We start from the raw sequence: 23,278 nt of genomic DNA on the forward strand, positions 1-23,278 counted from the left end.
GGCGAGGGATATCGCACGCTTTGCGGGGGGGACACCGCCATGGATTCGACCGAGATCCGCAACACCGGGCGCTCCGGTGGTGTCGACAGCACCTATGCGTGGCTGCGGCTCGTGCTGTCGATGGGGCTCGCCACCATCGGCGGCGCCGGCATGTGGTCGGTGATCGTCGTGCTTCCGGCGGTGCAATACGACTTCGCCGTCGATCGTGCGGACGCATCGCTCCCCTATACGGCGACGATGGTGGGTTTTGCCTTCGGCAACCTGCTGATTGGCCGCTTCGTCGACCGCTTCGGCATCTCACTTCCGTTGGCGCTCGCCTCCGTCGGGCTCGGCGGCGGCTTTCTACTGGCCTCGCAATCGGGTTCTCTGCTCACCTTCACGATCATCCAGGGCGTGCTGATCGGCTTCGGCGCGGCGGCCAGTTTCGGACCGTTGCTGGCCGATGTTTCGCACTGGTTCGTGAAGCGCCGCGGTCTTGCGGTCTCGGCGACGGCGGCGGGCAACTATGTTGCCGGCGCTATCTGGCCGCTCATCATCGGCGAGTTGATGGAAGGGCACGGCTGGCGCGGTGCGTATCTCTTCATCGGCGTCGTCTGCCTCGTCGTTCTGGTGCCTGCGTCCTTTCTGCTCCGCCGCCCCGCCCCGCACACGCTGCATCTCGCCGACGGCAGCCTTCCGGTCGATCCGCCGCCGATGCGGCGTACATCGCTCACGCCGGGCCAGTTGCAGGCGCTGCTGATCGTTGCCGGCATTGGCTGCTGCGTCGCCATGGCGATGCCGCAGGTGCATATCGTCGCCTATTGCGTCGACCTTGGCTTCGGGATGGCGCGGGGGGCGGAGATGCTGTCGCTGATGCTCTTTGGCGGCATCGCCAGCCGCATCCTCTCCGGCATGCTCGCCGACCGGATCGGCGGCATCTACACGCTGCTTCTCGGCGCGGTCCTGCAATGTCTGGCGCTGCTGCTCTACCTGCCCTACGACGGGCTCGCCTCGCTCTACGTGGTGTCTCTGATCTTCGGCCTGTCGCAGGGGGGCATCGTGTCGAGCTATGCCATCGTGGTTCGCGAGTACCTGCCGGCGCGCGAGGCCGGCCGGCGGGTGGGCGCTGTGATCACTGCCACCATCGTCGGCATGGCGCTCGGCGGCTGGATGTCGGGCTGGATCTACGATCTGACGTCATCCTATCAGGCGGCCTTCCTGAATGGCATCGCCTGGAACCTGCTCAATATCGCGATGATTTCCCTCATCATCATGAAGAGCGGGCGGTCGCGGCTCGCGATCGCCTGAGGGGCGTTATTCCGGGCTGCCGCCCGTGTGCAGACGCGCGATCAGCGCCAGCGCCTGGCGGCGGCAGTCGCGCCCGACAAGCCAGCCGAGAACGGCGCCGGGCCCCTGTGCCGCGATGGCTTCCGGCATCACTGACACCTCGAATTCGCGCATGTCCTTGCCCACCGAAATGGCGACGCGCCCGTCCTCCCGGGAGAAAGCGGAGCCGGCGGGAAGCATATGCTCGCCCGCCGGCCAGACGAGCCCGGTCTGGCGGGCGCCGGCGTTGCGCAGGCTCACGTCCTGGGTTTGCGAGGCATCGCGACGCCACAGGATGAACTGCCCGGCAGGCGTGCAGCGTGGTCCGGAACTGTCGGTGGTCATGTGCCAGGGGTCCGCGGGGGCGGGAATGTCGCCGGCGCCTGCCCGGGCCGCGCCCAGAACGGTGGAGCGCGCCTGCGTCGACCCGACAAGCCGCTTGAGCAGGGTCCAGTCGGAGCTGCTGTCGCTGCCGTTTGCCGCGGTGCTGGCTGGCGCGACCGGACCATGCCTGGCGCCTTCGATGTTGAAGACAAGGCCGCTCTTGCCGATCAGCGTCAGCCGTGCGCCCGCCGGAAGGTCGACCGGATCTCCTGTCTCGATTTCCCGGCCGGGGGCGAACTCTTCCGGTGCGGCGGTCGCGGCGATGACGACATAGGCCGGCGCTGCCTCGGCGCTGGGCGTGACAAGTCCGGCGCAGAGCGCGGCGAGACAGGCAAGCAGGGGCGCGGAATATCGCATGCGGTGTCCTTTTGCAGGAGGTCGTGCCGACAAGCCGGGATCACTTCCCCGCCAGCACGAGCGTCGCGCCTGTCTCCCCCGCCTGCAACCGCGACAGATGCAAGGTGGCGACGGGGTCGCCCGGGGTCAAGTCCAGGAAGCGTGTGAGCGCTTGTTCGGCGCCTTGGTCATGTCGTTCGAGAATATCGTAGGTGCTCGCCCAGGCGTCGCTCAGGGTGGTGCTGTCCGGACCGTCCACGGCATGGGGAGTGAAGACGGCGAGCGGCGCGGCCCGCCCCTTCAGGACAAGGCTTGCCACCGGGCGCAGGGCGCTATCCGGGCAGTCCCGGGCGACCGCGTCGCTGAGCAGGATGCGGGTGCCGAGGAAGCGGTTGGCGCCCTCGAGACGGGCGGCCGTGTTCACCGTATCGCCGATGCCGGTGTAGTCGAAGAAGCGGCTGCCGCCGAAGTTGCCGACGACGGCCGGTCCCTTGTGAAGCCCGATGCGGGTGATACCGAGGCGGATGCCCTTTTCGCGCAGCCGAGACCGGTATTCTTCGGCGAAAGCATCGAGAGCGCAGGCAAGATCCACCGCATGGCGCGCCTGGTGCGGATCGTCGTCGGGGGCGCCGAAGAAGCCGACGACCGCATCACCGATGATCTTGTCGATGGTCGCCCCGTGCGCGGTCATCAGTTGGCACATCTCGTCGAGATAGGGATTGAGGATATCGGCGAGAGCGGAGGGTTCCAGCGTTTCGGACAGCGTGGTGAAGCCCTCGAGATCCGTGAAGACGTAGGTAACGCACCGCTTCTCCCCCCCGAGCGCCAGAGCCAGCCGGCCGCTGGCGATCCGCTCGACCACCGCAGGGCTGACATAGCGGGAGAAGGCAAGCCGGAGAAAACTGCGTTGCGCGCGTTCCGCCTGCCAGCGTTGAAGGGATGCAAGGCCGGCGGCGGCAAGGGCGGCAACCGGCGGCGCGATCAGCGGGGGCAGCAGCTTGCCGGCGGCAATCGACCAGAGGCACAGGCCGAGATAGGCGAGGATGCCGAGACCAAGTGCCCCGGCAAGGCGGGCTGGTGGCAGGCGAAGGCGGAAGGCCATGGCGGCAAGGAGCGCGGCGGCAAGGGTGGCAGCGACACGCATTGCGGGTTCTGCGACGGGCAGCGAGAGGCCGGCAAGGCGCTGGGCGAGCACGTGGGCATGGATGACAACGCCGGGGATCGTGCCGGCGGCGCTGCCGAGGCCCGCGACCATCGGCGTCGGGTGGCGGTCGATGGTCGGCAGGTCGGTGCCGATCAGGACGGTCTTGCCGGAAAACCAGTCGTCGGGCAGCAGCGCGACATGCTGTGCCGGATAGAGGGCAAAGGGCGTGGGCAGGCCGGCGTCCACGGGCCGGCTGTAAAGAATGCGGCCCGGGCGCACTTCTGCGCTGGAGGAGGCCAGGGACGCTGGCTGGGGATCAGGCAGGAGCGCCTCGGTCAACGTCGCAAGCCGGGTACCGTCCTCAAGGCGGGATTGCGGCAGGTGGCGCACGACGCCGTCGATCTCGTCGCGGTCGAGCGCGATCAGCCCATGGCGACGCACGAGGACATGCTCGCGGACAAAGCCGTACTGGCGTTCCGTCAGGCCGTCCTTGCGGGTCGCGAGTGCGAGGACGACTGGAATGCCTGCTCCGTCGATGGCGTCGAAGAAGGCCCGGTCTTTTGCCGGATCGCTGGGCTGGTCAACGAGAATGTCGATCCCCACGGCGCGCGCGCCGGCTGCATCGAGATGGCTGACAAGGCCAGCGAGGAACGCCCGGTCGATCGGCGAGCGATAGGGAAAGCCCGCAAGCGTATCCTCGGTGATCGCAACCACGACGATGTCCCCGGCGATTGCGGGCGAGGGGCGCGGTGCGGCGGCAAGCGCGAGATCGCCGACGAGTGGTTCGAGACGGACGGCGGCGGCCAGGCCGATCAGGCAGGCGGCGAACGCGACCAGAAAGCTGGCCCGCCAGCGCAGGCGGGGCGCCGTGGCGGTGCTCACTTCGGCACGTCGAACCGCTTGACCTCGGATCGGGTGCCGTCCCGATAGAGGAGTTGGACGGTCACATGGTTTGTCGCCTTGGGAATGGCCTCATAGACCTCCGAGCCCGGACCGCTTTGCGGGATCGCGTGCGGGTCCGCCTCATTGCAGGGACCAAGTTCGAAGGTGCGGTCGGGCGTATCGCCGTCGAGCGCGTAGCGAACCTCGGCGATGGCGCAACGGTAGCTGATCAGATGAGTGAAATAAGCCAGCCTGCGGCCGTCCCAGTCGCGAAAGCTGAGCCAGGCGGAGGACAGGCGCTCGAGGATCTCCTTCTGCCCGGCGACAAGCGCGGTGGCAGGCGTGAAACGCACCTCGAACGGGCCTTGGGTCTCGCCGTGGACATCGCGGTAGCTGACCCGGACGGTCGTGTCGCCGGCGTTCGCGGGCAGCTCGAAGGCGGGATAGGGCATGGGCTGGCCGGTCGAGGGGTCGACGGCGCCGCTGACAAAACCGGTCGAGCGCATGTCCTGGCCGGGCAACCCGACGAAGATCTCCTGCGTCCGGTCGGCGATGGCGAGCGTCAGCATCCAGCCCTGGTTGGAGCGCATGGCATTGAGCCGCACAGGCTGGGCAACCGCGGTCTGATTGAGGCCCGAAAGCGCTGCGAGCCTCGATTTCGCGTCCTCGATCTGCTCGGCCGCAAGCTGCTGGTCGAGGTAGTAACGCAGAAACCGGCCATCCTCGACCCCTTCCATGAAGCGGGTGAGCAACTCGCGCTCGCGCGCCTTGTCAGGCATGGACTGCTGCCCGAGCCGTGCGCGCGAATAGTCCTGGCTGAGCGCATAGAACGCCGGGGTGAAATCCGGGTTTGCATCGATAAAGGCAGCAAGGCGACGCAGGCGCTCTTCACGCTCCTCCAGAAGGATCTCGGCGAAGAGTGTGGTCGGGTCGCTTCGTCCCTGCGACAGGGAGCGGTAGATCTCGCGGGCGCCGGCCCGCCCCTCCTGAATCTTCAGAACAGCCTGGAACCGCAGGTGCGGATCGACCTGCGGCATGCCGAAGGCGAAATACTTCAGGTAGTCCTGCCGGGCCTTGGGATAGTCGCCGCGCAATTCGTGCAGCCGGGCGTTGGAGTAGAACTCATGCGGCTGGCGCGGTGTCTCGACGATCAGGGAGCGGCTGGCGAGTTCGGCGAAGAGCTTCTCCACACCTTCCGTTCCTGTCGTGGCGGTGTCCAGCCGTGCCTTTGCGAGTGGAGCGAAAGCACCTGCCGGGAAGCGGTCGAGATAGGCTTGCAGCTCTTGCGCGGACCCGCTGTCCTTGACGTCGTTCCACATCCGCAGCTCGAGTTGCATGTCCGTGGCTGCGACCTGGCCGGAAACGGAGGGTGTTTCCCGGGCGATGGGCGCCGCCTCGTCCGGCAGGAAAACGATATCGGCGGTGAGAGAGGAATGATCCCAGGGCACCTGCTCACCATCCGTCTGGGAGACCACGCGCCGGCGCACCGCCTTGAAGACGCTTTCCACGCTGGCGCCCGGAGTGAGCATCTCGGCGGCGATGGCCGCGGTATAGGGGCTGTTGAGGCCGGTGCCGTCGGAGGCCGTGCTTCCGGGCGCGGTGGCAAAGGAGATGAAGCTGCCGCGCGGCGTCGACTGGAGCAGGGCGAGGCCGCTGCCGGTGCCGATGGAGCGCGTCAGGGCGGTGTTGCGGCAGGCGTCGAGAATGACGATGTTGGCGCCCTTGTGGGCGGCCTCGACGCTGGACAGCAGCCAGTCGACGGAAAGCGCCTCGAACTCCGCATCGACCTCGTCGCGCAGGTCCGCGCCGAGGGGCGCGAGGTAGTTGCGTCCGCCCGCCTGGAAGCCGTGGCCGGAATAATAGACGGCGGCCAGAGCGCCGTCGCCGGCCTTGCCAAGCTTGTCGGTGAAATCGCGGACGGCGAGTTTCATGCCGCGCAGGTCGGCGTCGAGCACGAGGTCGACGGAAAAGCCTGCCTTTTTCAGGGTGTCGGCGATCAGGGCGGCGTCGTTCGCCGGGTTCTTGAGCGGTGTCAGCGTGTCCCCGGCGTAGTCCGCGTTGCCGATCACCAGGGCGAGGCGCTCCGCAGCGCGGGCCATGTCCGCCGGAAGCAGCGCCGCGAGGCCCACGAGAAGGATGGAAAGGAACGTTCCCGCGCGCCGAAGGAACACGGGTTCGTTTTGCGTCTGTCTCGCCCGCATGAGTTTGCTCTCTGCTTTGGCACGCCTCGCCGGCGCGGATTCCATCCGATTGTCCCGCCGGCGTCAATGCCGGTGGCTGGAAGGCGCCGGGAAGCCAGCTTGCGTCGCCTCTGCCGATTGTCGAAGATCGCCTCGCAATCTGGAAACGGCGAGGGAGAGGCGGATGCGTTTGCGGGTCGGGTTTGCAGGCTTCGGCGCCGCCGGGCGATTTTTTCACGCCCCGTTCGTCGCGGCGGCTGGCATGGAGGTAGCCGCCATCGCTTCTTCGCGCAAGGCGGAGATTGCGGCCGTCTTTCCCGACGCAAGGGTGGTTGCCGACTTCGATGCGTTGCTGGCGGTTGCGGATCTCGACCTGGTCGTTATCGTCACGCCGAACGCCTGTCACGTCGACCAGGTTCGAGCCGCGCTCGAGGCGGGCCGGCACGTTGTGGTCGACAAGCCGGCGACACCGACGCGGGTCGAGGCCGAAGGACTTGCCGATCTCGCAGATGACCGCGGGCTGAAGCTTGGCGTCCATCACAATCGCCGCTTCGACAGCGATTTCCTCACTGCAAGCCGGGTGCTTGGCGACGGCGTGCTCGGGGAGATCGTGGCGCTGCGCATGAACTGGGATCGCTATCGTCCCGAGGCGACGGGTCGCTGGCGCGACCGCGCTGCGCCGGCGTCGGGCAATCTCTACGATCTTGGCTCGCATATGATCGACCAGGTTCTGATGCTTGTGGGCATGCCCGACTGGGTGCAGGCCGATGTCTTCGCGCAGCGGCCGGGCGGCGAGACGGACGACGGCTTCGAGATCCTGATGGGGCAGGGGCAGCGGCGGATCACGCTTGGCGTCTCGCTGATCAGCACCGCCCCACGCGACCGCTTCCGGCTCGAAGGACGCAACGGCCTCTTCCGCAAGGCCGGGCTCGATTGCCAGGAGGACCAGTTGCGTGCGGGACTGCACCCGCTTGCGGCGGGCTTCGGCGAAGAGCCGGAAGGGCAGTGGGGCGAGATCGTCGCGCCGGACGGCTCCGTCTCGCGTGTGGTGCCCGAGACCGGGCGCTGGCTCACCTTCTACGAGCGGATGCGACAGGCGATCGAGGGGACTGGTGAGGTTCCCGTGACGATGCGTTCGGCCGGGCGTACGATTGGCCTCATCGAGGCCGCGCATGCCGCGGCGCGCGAAGGGCGACGCGTCCATCTCGACGCGGACGGTCGATGGAGCTGAGCAATGGCGTCTTCTTTCTCGCATCCCTACCTGGCTGATACCGGCTTTGCCGCGCTCGCGCATCGTGGCGGGGGGCTGGAAAACCCGGAAAACAGCCGCAAGGCTTTCGCGGCGGTCGCCGACCTCGGATACCGTTTCATCGAGATCGACGTGCAGGCGAGCCGCGACAACGAGGTGGTTGTCTTTCACGACGACCGGCTCGAACGTACGACGGATGGGCGAGGCGTCGTTTCGGAGCAGTCCATGGCGGATCTGCGGGGTGTCCTGATGGAGGGGGGAGAGCCGCTGCTGCCGTTGGCCGAAGCGCTTGAGAGCCATCCCGGCATGCGTTTCAACATCGACATCAAGACCGACCAGGCACTGGAGCCGACCATCGAGCTGATCCGGCGCATGGGCTGCCTGGAGCGGATCTGCATTGCCTCCTTCTCGGATCGCCGTCTCGCGGCTGCGCGGGCGGCGCTGGGCCCGGGGCTCTGTCTCAGTTCGGGGCCACGCTCGGTCGCCGCGCTGCGCTTCGGTTCCTGGCGGCTTCCGCTCGCCGCTCCCGGCGTCGAATGCGCACAGATCCCGATCTCGCAATACGGCGTGACGCTGGCCACGCGCGGCTTCGTGCGTCACGCCAACCAGAACGGAATTGCCGTGCATGTGTGGACGATTGACGAGGCCGAGGAGATGCGGCGGCTGATCCGCCTCGGCGTCAACGGCATTGTCACCGACCGGCCGAGCCTGCTCAAGGCGGTGGCACGGGAAGAAGGCGTATGGTGAGGACGTTGCCGCCCGGGATTGTGCTCTTGCCGCTTGAAACAAGCCGGCGGCTCGCCGATATCTGAGCGGCTCGGGGCAGGCGCCCCGCCAAAATCACGAAGACATTGCAAGGGCAGAGGAAAGCGATGACGCGCGAGACGACGCATGCGGCAGAGACATCCACGCCGGAGAACCACACCTTCCAGGCAGAGGTTTCCCGACTGCTGCACCTGATGGTGCATTCCGTCTATTCCAACAAGGACATCTTCCTGCGAGAGCTGGTTTCCAACGCGGCCGATGCCTGCGAGCGGCTGCGCCACGCGGCGGTGACCGCGCCGGAACTGGTGCGCGACGATCCGGACTTCGAGATCCGGCTCGAGATCGACAAGGAGGCCGGACGCCTCGTCGTTGCCGACAACGGCAGCGGCATGACGCGCGATGAGCTGGTCTCCAATCTCGGCACCATCGCCCGTTCCGGCACCCGCGCCTTCATGGACAAGCTCGGGGAGGCGCGCGACGGCTCCGCCCTGATCGGCCAGTTCGGCGTCGGCTTCTACTCCGCCTTCATGGTCGCGGATCGCGTCGATGTGGTCAGCCGCGCCGCCGGCAGCGACGAGATCTGGCGCTGGACGTCCGACGGGCTTGGCACCTTCACGGTGGAGCCGGTTGCCGCCGACGATCCGCAGGTTCCTGCGCGCGGTTCGCGCGTGATCCTGACGCTCAAGGAGGATGCCGGCGACTACGCCCGGCCCGAGACCATCGAGCGGATCGTGCGCGCCTATTCCGCGCATGTGCCCGTTCCGATCACGCTGTCCGTGGTTGGTGAGGAGGCCGAGCCGCGGCGTCTCGCCGATGGCAACGCGCTGTGGGCGCGCCCGAAGTCGGAGATCGGCGAGGAGGAATACAAGGAATTCTATGGCCATGTTTCGGGCCAGTACGACGATCCGGCGCTGACGCTGCACTATCGCGCGGAGGGGCGGCACGAGTATTCCGTGCTTCTGTTCCTGCCGTCGATGAAGCCTTTCGACCTGTTCAATCCCGACCGCAAGGGGCGGGTGAAGCTCTACGTGCGCCGGGTGTTCATCGCCGATGACGTCGATCTTCTGCCGGCTTGGCTGAGGTTCGTCCGCGGGGTGATCGATTCCGCCGATCTGCCGCTCAACCTCTCGCGCGAGATGCTGCAGCACAATCCGGTTCTGGATGCGATCCGCAAGGGGGTGACCAACCGTATCGTCAGCGAGTTGCAGAAGCTCGCTGACAACGACAGGGAGGCTTACCTCACGGTCTGGGAAAACTTCGGGGCGGTGCTCAAGGAAGGGCTCTATGAGGACTTCGAGCGCCGCGAGAAGCTGATGGGTCTGGCCCGCTTCCGCTCCAGCACCGGTGGGGACGAGTGGCGGTCGCTCGCGGACTACGTCGCGGCGATGAAGGAGAACCAGACCCAGATCTTCTACGCCACCGGATCGAGCCGCGAGGCGATCGCCTCCAGTCCGCAGCTTGAGGGCTTCCGTGCCCGTGGCGTCGAGGTTCTCTATCTCGATGATCCGGTAGACGCCTTCTGGGTGCAGACCGCCGAAGGCTTCGAGGGCAAGCCCTTCCAGTCGGTGACACAGGGTTCCGCGGCGCTCGATGCCATGCCGCTTGCCGAAGAGCGGAAGGACGCGGGCGACGGCGACGCGGACGACAAGACAACGCAAAAGGCCGATATCGGCCTGGTGACGGCCTTCCTTAAGGAGACACTCGGCGACAAGGTTTCGGATGTGCGTGCATCCTCGCGCCTGTCGGAAAGCCCTGTCTGTCTCGTCGCGCCGGAAGGCGGGCCAGACCGTCAGTTGGAGAAGCTGATGTCACGTCAGCAAGGTGCGCTGCCTGGCATGTTCGCGCCGGTGCTCGAGTTCAATCCGGGGCACGCGCTGCTGGTTGGGCTTTCTGCGCGCCTTTCGGCCGCTGGCGACAAGGCAGAGCTTGAGGACTATGCGTGGCTTCTCCTCGACCAGGCCGCGATCCTCGACGGCGAACTGCCGGTTGATGCCGCATCCTTTGCCCGACGCATGGCCATGGTGATGCGCAAGGGGTTGTGAGCCCAGAGCGCCGAAGTCGGAAGAGCTGGCCCGGGTGGTTTTGCCGCCCGGGTCCTCTCATTCGAGGATGACGAGAACCATAGAGCCGATGAGCAGCAGCGCCATGACGATGTTGAAGGAGCGTGCGATCCTGGGGTCGCGCAGGTAGCGGCCGACGATGGCGCCGAAGGCGAGCCAGGGCAGGCAACCCAGGATCGCGGCGCCAATGAAGACACCTGAAAAGGTTGCTGCCTGGGTGAGAACCGGCGTTTCCGTATTCATGTAGACCGAGATGGCGACGGCCGCGATCAGCCAGGCCTTCGGGTTCATCCACTGAAACAGAGCCGCGCCGACAAAGCTGCCGCGACCACCGTGATCAGGCGTTCCGGCGGGTTTTTCCGGCGTGCCGACCGGTGCTGTCGCGATTTTCCAGGAAAGCCAGAGAAGCACGGCGAAGCCGGCGACCTGCATGCCCTGCATCACGTAGGGAATGGAGAACAGCGTCTTGCCGACACCAAGCCCGAGCAGAAAGAGCATGGTGGCGAAGCCGAAGACGATGCCCCACAGCACCGGCATGCCCTTGCGGATGCCGACCGAACCGCCGACCGCCGTCAGCAACACATTGTTCGGTCCTGGCGTGACGGAGGAGACGAAGGCGAAATTTGCGAAGGCGAATAGCTGCTCCGGCGTCATGACTGCCAAGTGTCCTCTCCCATGATCCGCGGGTTTCGCGCGGCACGTTTCGGTTCGCGGGTCCTCGGGCGCGGAGGTGCCTTCTTGGTCATCAGCCTGATGCGAGAACGGACCTTCTGTCGCGTCCGAAGGTCTTGCAAAGTGCAACCTCTGTTGGATCCAGCAAGACAGCAGGCACCAACCCACACGAGCTTGCAAGTCCGAATGAGCACGGTCCGGGTCCGAGCGATGATGATTTTTCATCACCTCGTGAGGTGAGCGAGGCTCGCCGTGAGGTCAGCACGTGAGAAGCCGCGTGGCGTGTCGGAAGCAAGGCCGGCGAGGACCGTGCCGACAAGTTCCGCAGGCCGGTCGAAGCGCGCGCCCGGGCGGTCGGTTTGCGGCAGATGGTGTCGCACGAGATCACGCGCGCCGGCGACATAGGCCGCGTCATCGAGCTGTTCGAGCGCTTCCACCCGGGCGATGAAACGCTCCGCCGCCACGGCGACCTCATCGGTGCGCAAGGCGATCCGGCCATCGGGTTCGATGGTCACCGCCTTCTCCTGGTGCAGGACCGAGAGCAGGATCAAGCCGGTGCCGCTGTCGAAGTTGCGGTACCAGTCGGGCTCCAGCGGGTAGCGGAAGGCTCTGTCGAGCAGGATGAACTCCGCCACGGCGGTTCCGTCGACGATGTCGCCTTGGACGCAGGCGAGATAGGACTGGAGATCGACCTTGATCTCTTCCAGCAGGCCGGTGAACCAGCGTGTCTTGATCGCGACCTGCGTGTCGAAGGGACGGGCGCCCTGGTGATGAAAATAGTCGTGCAGATAGCCCCAGACGCAGCGCGCCTTGTAACAGGCGCGCGGGTCTGTCCGGGTCGGGTTCGCCACGTCGAGGCCGCGGGTGGCGGCGGTGGCCGCCGGCCAGGTCACCTCGTTGAAGATGCGGTGAAACTTGTTGAAGAAGAAGATGGCGTAGCGCTGGCGCTCGATCTGCGTCGATGCGCGGATGTTCTCCGGGAAAAAGACGATGTTGTTGCCCCGGGTCAGGCCGCGGCTCCCGGCCAGCAGATGCGAGGACTGGCAGATGTTGGCGGGATGCGGAAAGCGCCGGTAGAGCTCCAGATAGGCGGGATCGGACGGTTCCTCGCGCAAGGAGAGGAAGGTCTCGAACCTGAAGCCCGTGCGCGCGCCGTTGGCAAGGCGCAGGGGGCCGAGAAAGAAAAACGGCGTGCCGCCGGGAGGCGGCACGATGGCATCGCGGGAACAGGCAAAATCGGGTGCCGCCGACAGGTCGCCATTGGCCCAGGACAACAGGTCCTGGAACAGGGCGTCGGCGTAGGCTGTCTGCCCGCAGGCCTCGGCGACGGTCGGCGCGTCCGCCGCGAGACGGCGTACAAGCCGCCCCGCCCGTGCGTGGGCGGCGGCGGGAACGGAACCGTCTTCATCCTGGAGATCGGCAAGCTCTTCCACCACGGGAACGAGATGCTGAACCAGATCGGGGCAGTTTGCGAGAACCGCGGGACCGTCTTCAGTGCGTGCCGGATCGGGCATGGGTGCTTCCTGCCTCTTCGTGCTCGGGGGAATGGACATGCGGCAGTCCGGCGCCAGGATCGGTTGTCGGAACATGGATTGTGAAGCCCATGGGCACCGCGCCGTGGTCGGCGACGACCGACAACCCCTCCCGGCGCGCGGCTGCGAGCGTGGTGATGCAGCCGTCCATCTCACCCGAACGGCAGAGGCTGGCGGCCTCCGAGTTGCTGTTGGCCAGGTGGATGTCGCAACCAGGTGGCACCAGCGAGCTTGGCGCCGGGTGGCTGGCAACGCGGTGTATCCTGTCGCCGGAATTGCGGGCCGCGAGCACCATGTTGAACGTGTCGAACAGGAAGAGGTCGGCAAGCACCATCCGCCCGAGGAACGGGAAGACGAGCTTGTGCAGGTCCGGATAGACGACGCAGCCGAGGAGGGCGGCATCCGGTTCGTCAGCCACAAGCGCGATGGCCTCCTCCAGTGTCTGATGAAGATCCACCTCGATATCGAGGCCGCGCAACCCGGCATAGTGGCGGGCGGCGGCCTCGCAGTTGGTGCCGGCAGGCCCGAGGGTGCGGATGCGCCTGATCCGAGATAGCGCCGGGGAGAGCAAATTGTCAGCCTGGCCGGTCGAAAGAGATGCGGTCATGGTCATGCGCCAAACCTCCCGTGTCGGTGATGTTCAGTATTGGTGTCTATTCAATTTATGCAACTCCTGATTTGCTAAATGCAGATCGTGTCAAGTTTGTGTTGGATTGGGGTGCGTGTAATTCTTCTTTCAAATCAATTATTTCTCACAGCGACTGATGACGTGCGGGCAGGGTGCTTGAACTGTCGGTCGCGATCCCAGAGGATGCCTCTCCCGCGTGGCTCCGGATTGGCGGAAAACGGGGGCAGGGCGGCTCGATGCCGGCAACGAGAGGAAGAGCGGAATGGGAGATGTGGTCGAGAAAGCGAGAGCGGCGATTGACCGGGTGGCGTGTCTGGGAGATGCCGCCAACCAGCTCTTTGTCTCCTTTTCGCCGCAGCGCGTCCTTGCGGATGCGGAAGCCGCCGAGGCGCGGATCGCCGCCGCCAGACGACCGCTTCCCCTCGCAGGGCTGCTCGTCTGCGTGAAGGATCTCTATGACGAGGCGGGAGAGCGGACGACGGCGGCATCGAAGCTGCTGCGCGACCGTGAGCCCGCACATGCCGATTGTCCGGTCATCGCGCGGATCAAGGAGGCTGGAGGCGTGCCGTTCGGCCGCACCGTGCTCAGCGAGTTCGCTTATTCCGGTGTCGGCCTCAACCCGCACTACGGAACGCCGGGCAACGTCTTCGATCCCGAGGGCATTCCGGGAGGATCTACCTCTGGCGGCGCCGTGGCGGTCGGCCTCGGGCTTTGCGATGTGGCGCTGGGCACAGACACGGGCGGTTCGGTGCGTATTCCGGCCGCGGTCAACGGGCTCTACGGACACAAGCCGAGCCAGGAAAAGGTTCCGCTTGCAGGGGTGCACCCGCTGGCGCCGTCCTTCGATTCCTGCGGTCCGCTCGCGCGAGACTTCGCGACGATGCTCGCTGCCTATCAGGTCATGAGCGGCGGTGATGCCGCCGGCGTCGAGGCAACCGGCGGAAAGCTGCGGTTCGCTGTTCCCCGGGGCGCCTTCACGACCGATCTGGACGACTGGGCGCAAGGCAACTTCGACCTCGTTCTGGAGCGGATTGCCGCCGCCGGCCACGACCTTGTCCCGGTCGACTTTTCGTTTTTGCAGGATGCCATTGGCCTCAACCGCATTCTTGTCTCGGCCGAAGCTTATGAGTTCTATTCCGGCGATCTTGATCGCCTATCGTCGATAGGTGATCCCAGGGTGTTGGCGCGCATCCGTTTCCGGGAGTCGCTGAGCGACGAGGACGTCGACAAGGCCTATGCCTCGCGGCGTGAGGTCGCCTCCCGGGCGAACGAGCTGCTCGCGGGATTCGACGCGCTGCTGGCGCCGACGCTTCAGATCCTGCCACCGACGATCGCCGAGGCGGAGATCGACTTCGACCGCGTCAACGCCGCCATGCTGCGCAACACCTCACTGCTCAATCTCGCCGACGCCTGCGCCATGTCCATGCCGACGCCCAGTGGAGCGCAACGGCCGGGTGCCCTGATGATCGGCGGCGCGAAGGGGACGGATGCAAGGGTGCTGTCGGTCGGAGCCCGGCTCGACCGGGACCTTAACGACTGATCGTGGATCCGGCCGGGGCAAAGCGCGCATCGCGGGTGGGGTCGACGGGTGTCTGCGTCATCTCCAGATGCAACTCGTCTCCCTCGTAAGGGTGTGCCAGGGCGACAGCCTCGTCGAGTTCGACGCCAAGCCCCGGCGCCTTCGGAACGGTGACATAGCCATCCTCCCAGACAAGCGGGCGCTTCAGGATCCGGGCATGGAAGCCCTCGAACCTTCGGATCGATTCCAGGATCAGGAAGTTCGGCGAGCAGGCGGCGATCTGGATGTTTGCGGCGGCGACGATGGGGCCGCAATAGAGGTGAGGGGCGATCTGGGCATGCCAGGCCTCCGCCATGCCGGCGATCTTCTTCGCTTCCAGTATGCCGCCGACGCGCCCGAGGTTCATCTGCAGGATGCCGGCGGCCCCGGTTTTCAGAACCCGTGCGAACTCCCACTTGGTGCAAAGCCGCTCTCCGGTGGCGACGGGGATCGAGGTGCCGCGCGCGACTTTTGCCATTTCCTCGGGCATTTCGGGCGGGACGGGCTCCTCAAACCAGAGCGGATCGAAGCGCTCGAGCCTGCGGGCGAGGCGCAGGGCGCCCTCGGCGGAGAACTGTCCATGAGTCCCGAAAAGCAGGTCCGCCCGTGACCCGACCGCCTCGCGGACCTGCCGGCAGAAGGCTTCTGAGCGGTCGAGTGTCTCGAGATCGGGCAGATGCCCGCCGTGGACGGAGTAGGGACCAGCGGGATCGAACTTCACCGCCGTGAAACCTTCCGCGACATAGGCGGCGGCCCGTTCGGCGGCGCGGTCCGGGTCGCCGTAAAAAGCGACCGGGTCCTCGTGTTCCTCCGGGTAGAGATAGGTGTAGCTGCGCAGCCGTTCGTGTACCTTGCCGCCGAGAAGAGCGTGGACCGGGCGCTCGACCGCTTTGCCGACAATGTCCCACATGGCCATCTCGAGGCCGCTGGCGACGCCCATCATCGATGGGTCGGGGCGTTGGGAGAAGCCGGAGCCATGGGCGCGGCGGAAGAAGGTCTCCGTGGCGAAGGGGTCCGTGCCATCGAGATAGCGCGCGAAGACATCGTGCGCCATCGCCACGATGACCTTCGGTCCGAAAGCCGCGCCGTAGATTTCGCCGTAGCCGACGATGCCGCAATCCGTGACCAGCTTGACGAAGACGAAATAGCGTCCGCCGAAGCCCGGGGGCGGGTTGCCAACGATGAAGGTCTCGAGCGATTGCAGCTTCATGGGCTTGCCCTTCCACGGTCGTTGGCAGTCCCGCCTTTTTTCGCGCGGCGGCGTCCGGGCAGAGTCTGCCGTCAAGCCCGGCTGCCTGTCAGCGTCGCGGGTGCGACGTCTTTCGGTCTGTCTCCGTCATTGCCAGTTGCGTTGCCGGCGCCGTTCGGCGCCGATGCGTCCTATGACCAGCGGACCTTGGCGCCAAGCTCCGTGAGCTTTTCCACGAACCGCGGATGGGCGCGGCGGATCGGATCGGCATTGCGGATGATCGACTGGCCGTCGACCTGGATCGCGGCCAGGAAGAGGCCCAGCACGACACGGATGATGTAGGGGGCCTCGACGATGGCCGGGCGCAGCGAATTGCCGCCGAAGACGATCAGCCTGTGGGGATCCGAGAGGTTTACCCGCGCGCCGAACTTGGCGAGCTCGGAACTCCAGCCGAGCGCGCCCTCGTAGATCTTGTTCCAGAACATGATCTCGCTGTGGCAACCGACGGCAACGCCAATCGCCTGCGGCAGCAGGTCGGCCGGGAAATACGGCCAGGGCGCGGCCTCGATCTTGGGCAGCATCTCGCGGGTGTAGGGTCTTGAGATCTCGCGGGTCCAGCCGGTGACGGTGATGGCGTCATCCTCGACCTCAAACGTCAGTCCGAGCTTTTCGAACTGGCGCAGGATCAGCGTCATGTGGGGGGTGATGTCTGTCTTTACCGTCAGGCGTCCGCCGGTGACGCCGCCGATGGCAAGGAAGGTGGCCACCTCGTGATGATCATCAGGCACCCGGACGCGGGTGCCCGACAGCCGTTCGACGCCGGTGATGCGAAGCCGCGAGGTGCCCAGGCCGTCGATCTTGGCGCCCATGTCGCGCAACATGGCGCAAAGCGCCTGAACATGCGGCTCGGAGGCCGCGTTCATCAGCACGGAGGACCCTTCAGCCGTCGCCGCGATCATCGCGAAGGTCTCGGTCGCGGTGACGGAGGCGTAGTCGGCCCAGATCTCCTGTCCCGTCAACGCGCCCTCGCGGCGGATGTCATAGGGCTGGGTGGCGACGAAGCTGCATCCGAACTGCTGCAGGATCTCCAGATGCGGATCGATCTCGCGCAGGCCGAGAGCGCAGCCCTTGGCGTCGGTGTCGAAGGTCAGCTTTCCGGTTCGCACGACGACGGGGGCAAGCAGCAGAACGGCCGAACGGATGCCCAGCGGGAGCTCTGCCTGGCCGGTGCGGAAAGCCTCGAAATCATGCCGGATCGTCAAGGTTGCACCGTCGTCGGCACGCGCCACGGTCGAGCCCATGCTCTCGAAATAGGCGAGGATCTTGGCGACATCGCTGATCTCGGGAACGTTCTCGAGCGTCACCGGTTCGTCGGTCAGCAGCGTTGCGCACAGCATCGGAAGCACGGCATTCTTGTTGCCGGAAGGGACAACGGTGCCCGAGATCGGGTGTCCGCCGTCGACATAGAGATCGGCCATCTGGGAGAGCCTCCAAAAAGCTGGCGCGGGGTCGTTTGCGTTTCCTAATGGAGTTTAGGAGCGACGGCAAACGGCAGTTCGGTGACGAGGAAATGGCGTTGGCGCGGCACGGCGGTCAGCCGGAGGCGCGCGCGCCGCCGTTCATGCGGATGTCGGAAACGATGCGGCCCTGTTCCATTCGGATCAGCCGGTCGCATTTGTCGAAACAGTGTTCGTCGTGAGTGACGGCGATGACGAGATGCCCATCGCGGGCCATCTGCGGCACCAGCACATCATAGTAGAGCGCCCGGTGAGCGGGGTCCTGATCGGCGGCGAATTCGTCGAGGACGATGATCGGCCGGCGCTCGGCCATGGTGATGGAAAGGGCGAGCCTGCGTTTCTGCCCGCTGGAAAGCGCCAGCGTCGAGAAGGCGCCGTCCTCCACCCGTACCCGGTGGCCAAGATCGAGGCGCGCAAGATTCGGTGACACGCGCTCGCGCTCATCCTCGTCGAGGCCATAGAGGCGGGGGAACAGGTGGAACTCGCTGAAGACCGCGCTGAAGAGGCCGCGATAACGGTCGAGCGTCTCCGGCGTCACCGCGACACCGTCGAGCAGGATCTGGCCGCTGTCGGGCGCGCGCAGGCCGGTCAGAAGCGAGATGAATGTCGATTTACCCGCACCGTTGCCGCCGCAGACGAAGACCACTTCTCCCGGTTCGAGCACGAGATCCAGCGGACCGACGATGAAGCGCTCCGCGTCGCGGCTGCCGGGGGACGACAACGTCGTGGTCACGCCCTTGAGCTCGATGCGCGAGAAGCCCGCGTTGGCGCGCGCGCTGCTGTCGGAGGGACGGCGAAGCTCGGCGTCTGCTTCCAGCTCTCGTTCCAGGGCGCCGATCAGTCTGCGGGCGACGACGGCGCGGGAGAAGGAGGCGAGATTGCCCATCACCGTTTCGACCGGCCCATAGGTCAGCAGCACGACGGTCAGCACCTGCAGCACGGTTGCGGTCTCGACCGAAGCCAGCAGCGGCAGGCCGACGACGATCATGCACAGCAGGCCCATCATGACGCCCTGCGCGGCGACCTGGCCCAGGCTGAAGAAGCGCTCCGCCTTGATCTTGAGGGCGCGCTCGCGCGTTGCCAGATCGGCGATGTCGCCCTGCAGGTCGTCCTTGCGCCGGCTGCGCAGCCTGAGCTCCTTGAAGCCGCGCAGCACGTCGTTGATGCGGTCGAAGAACTGCCACTCGGCGCGCGACGCGGCCTCTGCGCTTACCTGCGCCGGCTTTTGCGCCAACACGTAGCCGGCACTGCCGAAGAGCACCGCGAGCAGTGTCGCCAGCCCGCTCGGCCAGGACAGATAGAAGAGATAGGGAATGCAGAAGGCGATCAGCAGCATCGCCTCGATGGACTGGATGAAATTCACCGAGGCATGCGAGATCTGGTTCACTTCATGTGTGACGATCGAATAGATCTTGCCCTGATCGTGACGCGCGAAAAAGTCGGCCCTGGTGTCGAGAAGCTGTTGGCTCAGGCGGATCCGCAAGCGGCGCTTCGTGGTCTCCACAAGCTGGAAGCTGGCGACGCGGGCGAAGTGCGAGAAGATCAGCGTGGTCACGATGGAGACGGCGAGCAGGGCGACATTGCCGGCCGCGATGGCCGTGCTGGCCGCCAGTGCGTTGATCGCGAAAATCATGCCCGAGCGGGTGACGCTGGCGAGCACGGCATAGACGAGCACCGGCGAGCGAAGCAGGTTGCCGTCGCGCACCAGGAAGCCGAACAGGGAAAAGAGGCTGCCGGCACCGTTGTCCTGCCTGCCCCCGGCAGGCTCGTCTGCAGTCTCGCTCACGCCCCGTCACTCCCCGGCCGTTCCGGCGGCTCGGTCTCGTTACCGGCCAAACCTTGATATCGCCGGCCGCAGTCCGCCGGCACGCAGCGCAGTTTCAGGGCCGTGTTCAGGCTCCGGTCGCGCGTTGTGCTTCTCCTAAAGCAAATCCGGCAAAAGAGGAAATGCCCACGTTGCCGCAAGGGCGCGAATGGCCCAGGTGAGCGCCCGCAAGGCCGACAGCCGCGATAGCATGCCTGCGAGAACCGACGCCCATCCGCTCACGCGTGTGGAAATGCAGCCGACGCCGCATCGCTCTCTTGACAGCGCGCCGCGCCGCCGACTATATGCGGCTCATCCCGCGCGGGAGACAATCCTGCGGCCGGGCGGCGGAGTAGCTCAGTTGGTTAGAGCAGCGGAATCATAATCCGCGTGTCGGGGGTTCGAGTCCCTCCTCCGCTACCAAAATTTCCTCTGACACAATCGTTCGGCAGCTCGCACCCTCCCCTCAGATCAGCGCGAGTTCTCCCAATTGCGCTCATGAACGGCTCATCGGCGCCCTCAGCCCCATGAGCCAGACACCCCGGAAGTTCCTGCCCGGGGCGATCCTAAGACGGGTCCCACGTCAATCGAAACAAGCCGATGGAGCTTGGCGGGAGCTTGTATTTTTTTCTGCGCTTTCGTGAATATCTGATCCCAGATGCCCTGTTGCGTCTCGACTTCGCACAACAATACCACGCAATGTGCTTCAAGTTCCGCGCCGCGTTTTCTGCGTAGGCTTTCTGAATTGTACTCCTCGGGCACACCAGTGGAACGCGAATGGGGCGGCTTCGAATATTCATCCGCCATTTTCGAAAAGGGGAGATGGATCAACTGCTCAAGGTAGTCGCCAGAGCCGACGCCATCATCTTTCAGGAGATTGCAAAAGCTCCAAACCTTGGAACTGATGAACGCAAGGTTCATTCGATACTCCCCAAACTGAGCTGCCCCCCCCCCCCGAAATTCGGACACTGACGTAAGCTACGATTTGCAGTCTGCTGATCTTCGACGAGAAGGAGATCAGAGATGTCGAAACGCAAGCAGCACGCGCCTGAGTTCAAGGCGAAGGTCGCGCTGGAAGCCCTGAAGGGTGAAGAGACGGCGGCCGAGCTGGCGAGCCGGTTCGGGGTGCATCCAACGATGATCCATCAATGGAAGCGGGCCCTGCTGGAAGGCGCGTCGGACGTGTTCGAGCGCGGGGGCCGCAAGAAGCCCGAGATCGACGAGGAGCAGGTGAAAGAGCTCCACGCCAAGATCGGGGAGCTGGCGGTGGCCAACTCTTTTTTGGAACGAAAGCTGAAGCCCTGGGGCGGGAAGTGAGGCGCGGCATGATCGAGCCGGACCACCCGGATCTGTCGATTGGGCAGCAGTGCAAGCTGCTGTCGATCGCGCGCTCATCTTATTACTACGAGCCGAAGGGCGAGACCGAGCAGAACCTCGGCCTGATGCAGCAGATTGACGAGCAGTTCCTGGAGACCCCGTTCTTCGGTGTCCGCCAGATGACCTCGCACCTGCACAATGACGGGCACTTCGTGAACGAGAAGCGGATACGCCGGCTGATGCGCCTCGTGGGGTTGATGCCGATTTACCAGAAGCCCAACACAAGCAGGCCGGCGAAGGGGCACAAGACCTATCCCTATCTGCTGAGAGGCCTGCGCGTGGATCGCCCGAACCAGGTCTGGTGCTCGGACATCACCTATCTGCCCATGCGGCGTGGGTTCCTCTACCTCGTCGCGATCATGGACTGGCGCACCCGCAAGGTTCTGTCCTGGCGGATCTCTAACACGTTGGAGGCCGACTTCTGCGTCGAAGCGTTGACCGAGGCCATCCACAAGTTCGGCCCGCCCGAGATCATGAACACGGATCAGGGAAGCCAGTTCACGTCCTTCGCCTGGACGGATCGGCTCCGCCGATCGGGCGTCCGGATATCGATGGATGGGAAAGGTCGGTTCCTCGACAACATCTTCATTGAGCGGCTGTGGCGAACCCTGAAATACGAGTGCGTCTACCTGCATGCCTGGGAGACCGGATCAGAGACGAAAGCGGCCATCCGGAAATGGATGACCTTCTACAACCACCAGCGTCCTCATTCAGCCCTCGGTGGCAAGCCTCCGATGCTGGCCTATTGGCAGAGAAATGATATCAACCAACCCGATCAGCAGGTGCAACGAGTAGCTTAAATTACGCCAGATCCTGTACAGCCGATGGGGAGTAGCTCATTGCTACCCGTGTGTCACCTAGTATGGGCAGCCACAGGTAAGGGTGAGATTGGAGGTGTTGATTGGATTGGGCAATTGGCGCTGAACATGCGCCCGACATCGTGACGATTAGTCAGCGTGTCGGTCTTGATGCTCCAAGCGTCAATCAACCACAGGGGGATGGGGGAGGTCGTTTTTTTATGCGCGATGCTTCCATACGCAGACGGGTAGGCATGTAGACCACCAAGATTTTGGCCCCGTAGCCGTTCAACCGCGAACTGACTTTGCTACAGACTTTTCGGGTCTCTCAATCTCGAACCGTTTTGATCCATTTCTAGGGCTTGGTTAAGCACCTTCTTCACTTCGGCCCGAATGGACTTGAAATCGAATTTTCTTCCAAGAAGAACGCATACGTGGTGCGCAGGGTCAACCAACTTGAATATTTTACCCAATTGCTCGTCTGCGAGCGTGTGGTCATCAATCATCGGTGCAGGAAAGAAATAGCCTGTATCGTTTGCGAGCAAGAAACGATCCAAGTCCTCATCGAAATGCTCGAATGCATTTCGCAGATCCCTATCTTTTAACGGTGAAGCAACGTCCAAGCCGAAGGCGTTCCGGAGGTTCGTTCCGCGGGCATCAGATAGGGTGTTTCTTTTCCTTACGGGCCAAAAGAACCGCGATAAGGCTGCTGAATGGGCAAGTCCTTCTTGAACTTCCGAGAAGATGATTTCAGGCGGTTGCTCCTCAGCGACGGCTCGCTCGTATCCGTCAAACGCCATCTCAGCCTGAGCGGCCGCATAAATAATCGAGTGAATATAGAATGCCTCAAAGTACGGCAGAATGCCATCGTAATTGTCTACGACGATCTGCACCCGTCTTTGCTGTTCCTGCTTATCCATCGGCTCAGTTTTCTTCCTTTCATCCATTTTTGCCTGCCCACGAAAAGTTTCCAAGTTTCCCGACATATATATTTAGAAAAGTCGGAAAGTTTTTGACGCGCCAGTATACGCCAGCGCGCCAAGGCGACCTTATTCGAAGTCCGCGTCGGGGAATATGTCACGAAGGCGTCCTTGCCCTTCTCCGTGACCGTGAGGCCCTTTTTGTCGACCAGTTCGTCATGGCATAGCGCGGAGAGATGCTTGCTGATCGCAGGCGCCTTCAAGCCCACGGCATCCACCAACTCCTTCTGTTTTGCGAAGCGCTTCGAACCATCGCCAGCAGGGCCTTTATACACGATGCGCAACGTATGATCCTGCGGCATGAATTTGGTCGTCTCGCCATAATCCCATTCCAATATACCGTCCTCGCCTTCGACCAAATTCATAGTCAAGTAGGCAGGGTTCGGCTTGATGTTGCGGGTCTTGGTGAACTCCATATTCACCGCAGCGCCATCGCCATTCGCTTCTTTTGAAGGTGTCAGCTTGATGGTTGTGTCCAACGGGTCCTCGAGGCGTGATGCTCCACGCTGGTCGCCCATCTTGCCGGCATGATGAACCAGAAGCGTCGCATAGCCCTTGTGACGCAGGGCAACGAGCCAAGGAAGGATTTCGTCCAACGCAGAATTGTCGTTTTCTTCGGCACCTCGTCGAAGGGAGGATAGATTATCCATGATGATGAACTCGGGCTTGCGGCCCTGTTCAGCCATTGTATCGAGCATAGACGTTGACGTTGCCCCCAAGTTTTATTCAGTTTGACGGAGAATCTGGCGGTGGGTTTGGCCGATATGGCCGGGGCTATTGACGGGGTCTGACGTGGAGCTCGCGAGCGAGCGGAGCGGCAGATCCCGTTTCGGGTTCAAGGTGTCGGCATATTCGGTCGGGGTCAGCCAACCGAGCCGGGAATGTGGGCGGTTGAGGTTGTAGTCGTTCCTCCAGGCCT

Annotated in this window: 18 protein-coding genes, 1 tRNA gene and 1 pseudogene; 7 read left to right on the forward strand and 13 right to left on the reverse strand. The window is 64.5% G+C overall.

Translation table 11 applies throughout. The features are described 5' to 3' along the window. Positions 1-39 precede the first annotated feature (39 nt). Positions 40-1,287 carry an MFS transporter gene (locus ACSLUQ_RS19265; RefSeq protein ID WP_417773107.1) on the forward strand — a complete coding sequence of 416 codons (1,248 nt, stop codon included), beginning with the start codon at positions 40-42 and terminating at the stop codon, positions 1,285-1,287. A 6-nt stretch (positions 1,288-1,293) separates the two neighbouring features. Here ACSLUQ_RS19265 and ACSLUQ_RS19270 read toward each other — a convergent pair whose 3' ends face one another. The 3 genes from ACSLUQ_RS19270 to ACSLUQ_RS19280 are packed head-to-tail and all read right to left on the reverse strand — an operon-like array spanning position 1,294 to position 6,222. Further along, entirely contained in the window at positions 1,294-2,046 is a 753-nt protein-coding gene (locus ACSLUQ_RS19270; protein ID WP_461809454.1) for a hypothetical protein, read from the reverse strand. 40 nt (positions 2,047-2,086) lie between these two features. After that, complete coding sequence (locus tag ACSLUQ_RS19275) at positions 2,087-4,051, reverse strand: CHASE2 domain-containing protein (RefSeq protein ID WP_461809455.1); 1,965 nt, start codon at positions 4,049-4,051, stop codon at positions 2,087-2,089. Beyond that, the gene (locus ACSLUQ_RS19280) at positions 4,048-6,222 is read right to left on the reverse strand and encodes a caspase family protein (protein ID WP_461809456.1); all 2,175 of its coding nucleotides are present in this window, start codon (positions 6,220-6,222) and stop codon (positions 4,048-4,050) included. Before ACSLUQ_RS19280 ends, ACSLUQ_RS19275 begins: the two co-directional genes overlap by 4 nt. Positions 6,223-6,415: 193 nt before the next feature. On the opposite strand from ACSLUQ_RS19280, the gene ACSLUQ_RS19285 reads away from it, so the two are divergent. The 3 genes from ACSLUQ_RS19285 (at position 6,416) to htpG (ending at position 10,287) form a co-directional block, all read left to right on the forward strand. Beyond that, on the forward strand, positions 6,416-7,462 hold the full coding sequence (locus ACSLUQ_RS19285) for a Gfo/Idh/MocA family oxidoreductase (protein WP_461809457.1): 1,047 nt from the start codon (positions 6,416-6,418) through the stop codon (positions 7,460-7,462). Positions 7,463-7,465: 3 nt separating this feature from the next. Next, positions 7,466-8,227 carry a glycerophosphodiester phosphodiesterase family protein gene (locus ACSLUQ_RS19290; RefSeq protein WP_417773112.1) on the forward strand — a complete coding sequence of 254 codons (762 nt, stop codon included), beginning with the start codon at positions 7,466-7,468 and terminating at the stop codon, positions 8,225-8,227. Positions 8,228-8,352: 125 nt separating this feature from the next. Further along, positions 8,353-10,287: a molecular chaperone HtpG gene (htpG, locus tag ACSLUQ_RS19295; RefSeq protein WP_461809458.1), complete on the forward strand. Its 1,935-nt coding sequence runs from the start codon at positions 8,353-8,355 to the stop codon at positions 10,285-10,287. A gap of 57 nt (positions 10,288-10,344) precedes the next feature. Here the strand turns inward: htpG and ACSLUQ_RS19300 are convergent, their stop codons facing one another. From ACSLUQ_RS19300 to ACSLUQ_RS19310, 3 genes are all read right to left on the reverse strand, one after another. Next, positions 10,345-10,959, reverse strand: coding sequence for a LysE family translocator (locus ACSLUQ_RS19300; protein ID WP_417773134.1), 615 nt, complete (start codon positions 10,957-10,959; stop codon positions 10,345-10,347). 242 nt (positions 10,960-11,201) lie between these two features. Beyond that, positions 11,202-12,491: a DUF6421 family protein gene (locus ACSLUQ_RS19305; protein ID WP_461809459.1), complete on the reverse strand. Its 1,290-nt coding sequence runs from the start codon at positions 12,489-12,491 to the stop codon at positions 11,202-11,204. Further along, the gene (locus tag ACSLUQ_RS19310) at positions 12,469-13,122 is read right to left on the reverse strand and encodes a type 2 periplasmic-binding domain-containing protein (RefSeq protein WP_461809460.1); all 654 of its coding nucleotides are present in this window, start codon (positions 13,120-13,122) and stop codon (positions 12,469-12,471) included. Before ACSLUQ_RS19310 ends, ACSLUQ_RS19305 begins: the two co-directional genes overlap by 23 nt. A gap of 277 nt (positions 13,123-13,399) precedes the next feature. On the opposite strand from ACSLUQ_RS19310, the gene ACSLUQ_RS19315 reads away from it, so the two are divergent. Further along, on the forward strand, positions 13,400-14,677 hold the full coding sequence (locus tag ACSLUQ_RS19315; RefSeq protein ID WP_417773116.1) for an amidase: 1,278 nt from the start codon (positions 13,400-13,402) through the stop codon (positions 14,675-14,677). Here the strand turns inward: ACSLUQ_RS19315 and ACSLUQ_RS19320 are convergent. From ACSLUQ_RS19320 to ACSLUQ_RS19330, 3 genes are all read right to left on the reverse strand, one after another. Then, a complete protein-coding gene (locus ACSLUQ_RS19320; protein WP_461809461.1) occupies positions 14,667-15,905 on the reverse strand; it encodes a mandelate racemase/muconate lactonizing enzyme family protein in 1,239 nt (412 codons plus the stop codon). The two genes, ACSLUQ_RS19315 and ACSLUQ_RS19320, sit on opposite strands and share 11 nt — an antisense overlap. A 170-nt stretch (positions 15,906-16,075) precedes the next feature. Beyond that, positions 16,076-17,362: a UDP-N-acetylglucosamine 1-carboxyvinyltransferase gene (locus ACSLUQ_RS19325; RefSeq protein ID WP_417773118.1), complete on the reverse strand. Its 1,287-nt coding sequence runs from the start codon at positions 17,360-17,362 to the stop codon at positions 16,076-16,078. Positions 17,363-17,477: 115 nt separating this feature from the next. Next, positions 17,478-19,187, reverse strand: coding sequence for a cyclic peptide export ABC transporter (locus ACSLUQ_RS19330; protein WP_461809462.1), 1,710 nt, complete (start codon positions 19,185-19,187; stop codon positions 17,478-17,480). Positions 19,188-19,551: 364 nt separating this feature from the next. On the opposite strand from ACSLUQ_RS19330, the gene ACSLUQ_RS19335 reads away from it, so the two are divergent. After that, positions 19,552-19,628: transfer RNA gene (locus ACSLUQ_RS19335), tRNA-Met, on the forward strand. A gap of 96 nt (positions 19,629-19,724) precedes the next feature. On the opposite strand, the gene ACSLUQ_RS19340 is transcribed toward ACSLUQ_RS19335, so the two are convergent. Beyond that, positions 19,725-20,126 (reverse strand): hypothetical protein, encoded by a 402-nt coding sequence (locus ACSLUQ_RS19340; RefSeq protein WP_461809463.1) that lies wholly within the window; start codon positions 20,124-20,126, stop codon positions 19,725-19,727. A 102-nt stretch (positions 20,127-20,228) separates the two neighbouring features. Between ACSLUQ_RS19340 and ACSLUQ_RS19345 the strand changes: the two genes are divergently transcribed. After that, positions 20,229-21,382 (forward strand): IS3 family transposase gene (locus ACSLUQ_RS19345; protein WP_461809464.1). Its coding sequence is split into 2 segments (ribosomal slippage): positions 20,229-20,481 and positions 20,481-21,382, totalling 1,155 coding nucleotides; the frame shifts between segments, so codons are not numbered across the junction. Positions 21,383-21,687: 305 nt separating this feature from the next. Here ACSLUQ_RS19345 and ACSLUQ_RS19350 read toward each other — a convergent pair. From ACSLUQ_RS19350 to ACSLUQ_RS19360, 3 genes and pseudogenes are all read right to left on the reverse strand, one after another. After that, positions 21,688-22,299, reverse strand: coding sequence for a hypothetical protein (locus ACSLUQ_RS19350; RefSeq protein ID WP_461809465.1), 612 nt, complete (start codon positions 22,297-22,299; stop codon positions 21,688-21,690). Next, the gene (locus ACSLUQ_RS19355; RefSeq protein WP_461809466.1) at positions 22,257-23,045 is read right to left on the reverse strand and encodes an AAA family ATPase; all 789 of its coding nucleotides are present in this window, start codon (positions 23,043-23,045) and stop codon (positions 22,257-22,259) included. The genes ACSLUQ_RS19350 and ACSLUQ_RS19355 overlap by 43 nt, the downstream gene beginning before the upstream one ends. 36 nt (positions 23,046-23,081) lie before the next feature. Continuing rightward, positions 23,082-23,278 (reverse strand): annotated as a pseudogene (locus ACSLUQ_RS19360) (IS3 family transposase); the annotation flags it as partial.

The sequence above is a fragment of the Stappia sp. ICDLI1TA098 genome (assembly GCF_054880955.1).

Coding starts and splice junctions, on each gene's coding strand:
- ACSLUQ_RS19265 (WP_417773107.1), top strand. CDS start 40: ATGGATTCGACCGAGATCCGCAACACCGGGCGCTCCGGTGGTGTCGAC.
- ACSLUQ_RS19270 (WP_461809454.1), bottom strand. CDS start 2,046: ATGCGATATTCCGCGCCCCTGCTTGCCTGTCTCGCCGCGCTCTGCGCC.
- ACSLUQ_RS19285 (WP_461809457.1), top strand. CDS start 6,416: ATGCGTTTGCGGGTCGGGTTTGCAGGCTTCGGCGCCGCCGGGCGATTT.
- ACSLUQ_RS19290 (WP_417773112.1), top strand. CDS start 7,466: ATGGCGTCTTCTTTCTCGCATCCCTACCTGGCTGATACCGGCTTTGCC.
- htpG (WP_461809458.1), top strand. CDS start 8,353: ATGACGCGCGAGACGACGCATGCGGCAGAGACATCCACGCCGGAGAAC.
- ACSLUQ_RS19300 (WP_417773134.1), bottom strand. CDS start 10,959: ATGACGCCGGAGCAGCTATTCGCCTTCGCAAATTTCGCCTTCGTCTCC.
- ACSLUQ_RS19305 (WP_461809459.1), bottom strand. CDS start 12,491: ATGCCCGATCCGGCACGCACTGAAGACGGTCCCGCGGTTCTCGCAAAC.
- ACSLUQ_RS19310 (WP_461809460.1), bottom strand. CDS start 13,122: ATGACCATGACCGCATCTCTTTCGACCGGCCAGGCTGACAATTTGCTC.
- ACSLUQ_RS19315 (WP_417773116.1), top strand. CDS start 13,400: ATGGGAGATGTGGTCGAGAAAGCGAGAGCGGCGATTGACCGGGTGGCG.
- ACSLUQ_RS19320 (WP_461809461.1), bottom strand. CDS start 15,905: ATGAAGCTGCAATCGCTCGAGACCTTCATCGTTGGCAACCCGCCCCCG.
- ACSLUQ_RS19325 (WP_417773118.1), bottom strand. CDS start 17,362: ATGGCCGATCTCTATGTCGACGGCGGACACCCGATCTCGGGCACCGTT.
- ACSLUQ_RS19340 (WP_461809463.1), bottom strand. CDS start 20,126: ATGAACCTTGCGTTCATCAGTTCCAAGGTTTGGAGCTTTTGCAATCTC.
- ACSLUQ_RS19350 (WP_461809465.1), bottom strand. CDS start 22,299: ATGGATAAGCAGGAACAGCAAAGACGGGTGCAGATCGTCGTAGACAAT.
- ACSLUQ_RS19355 (WP_461809466.1), bottom strand. CDS start 23,045: ATGGCTGAACAGGGCCGCAAGCCCGAGTTCATCATCATGGATAATCTA.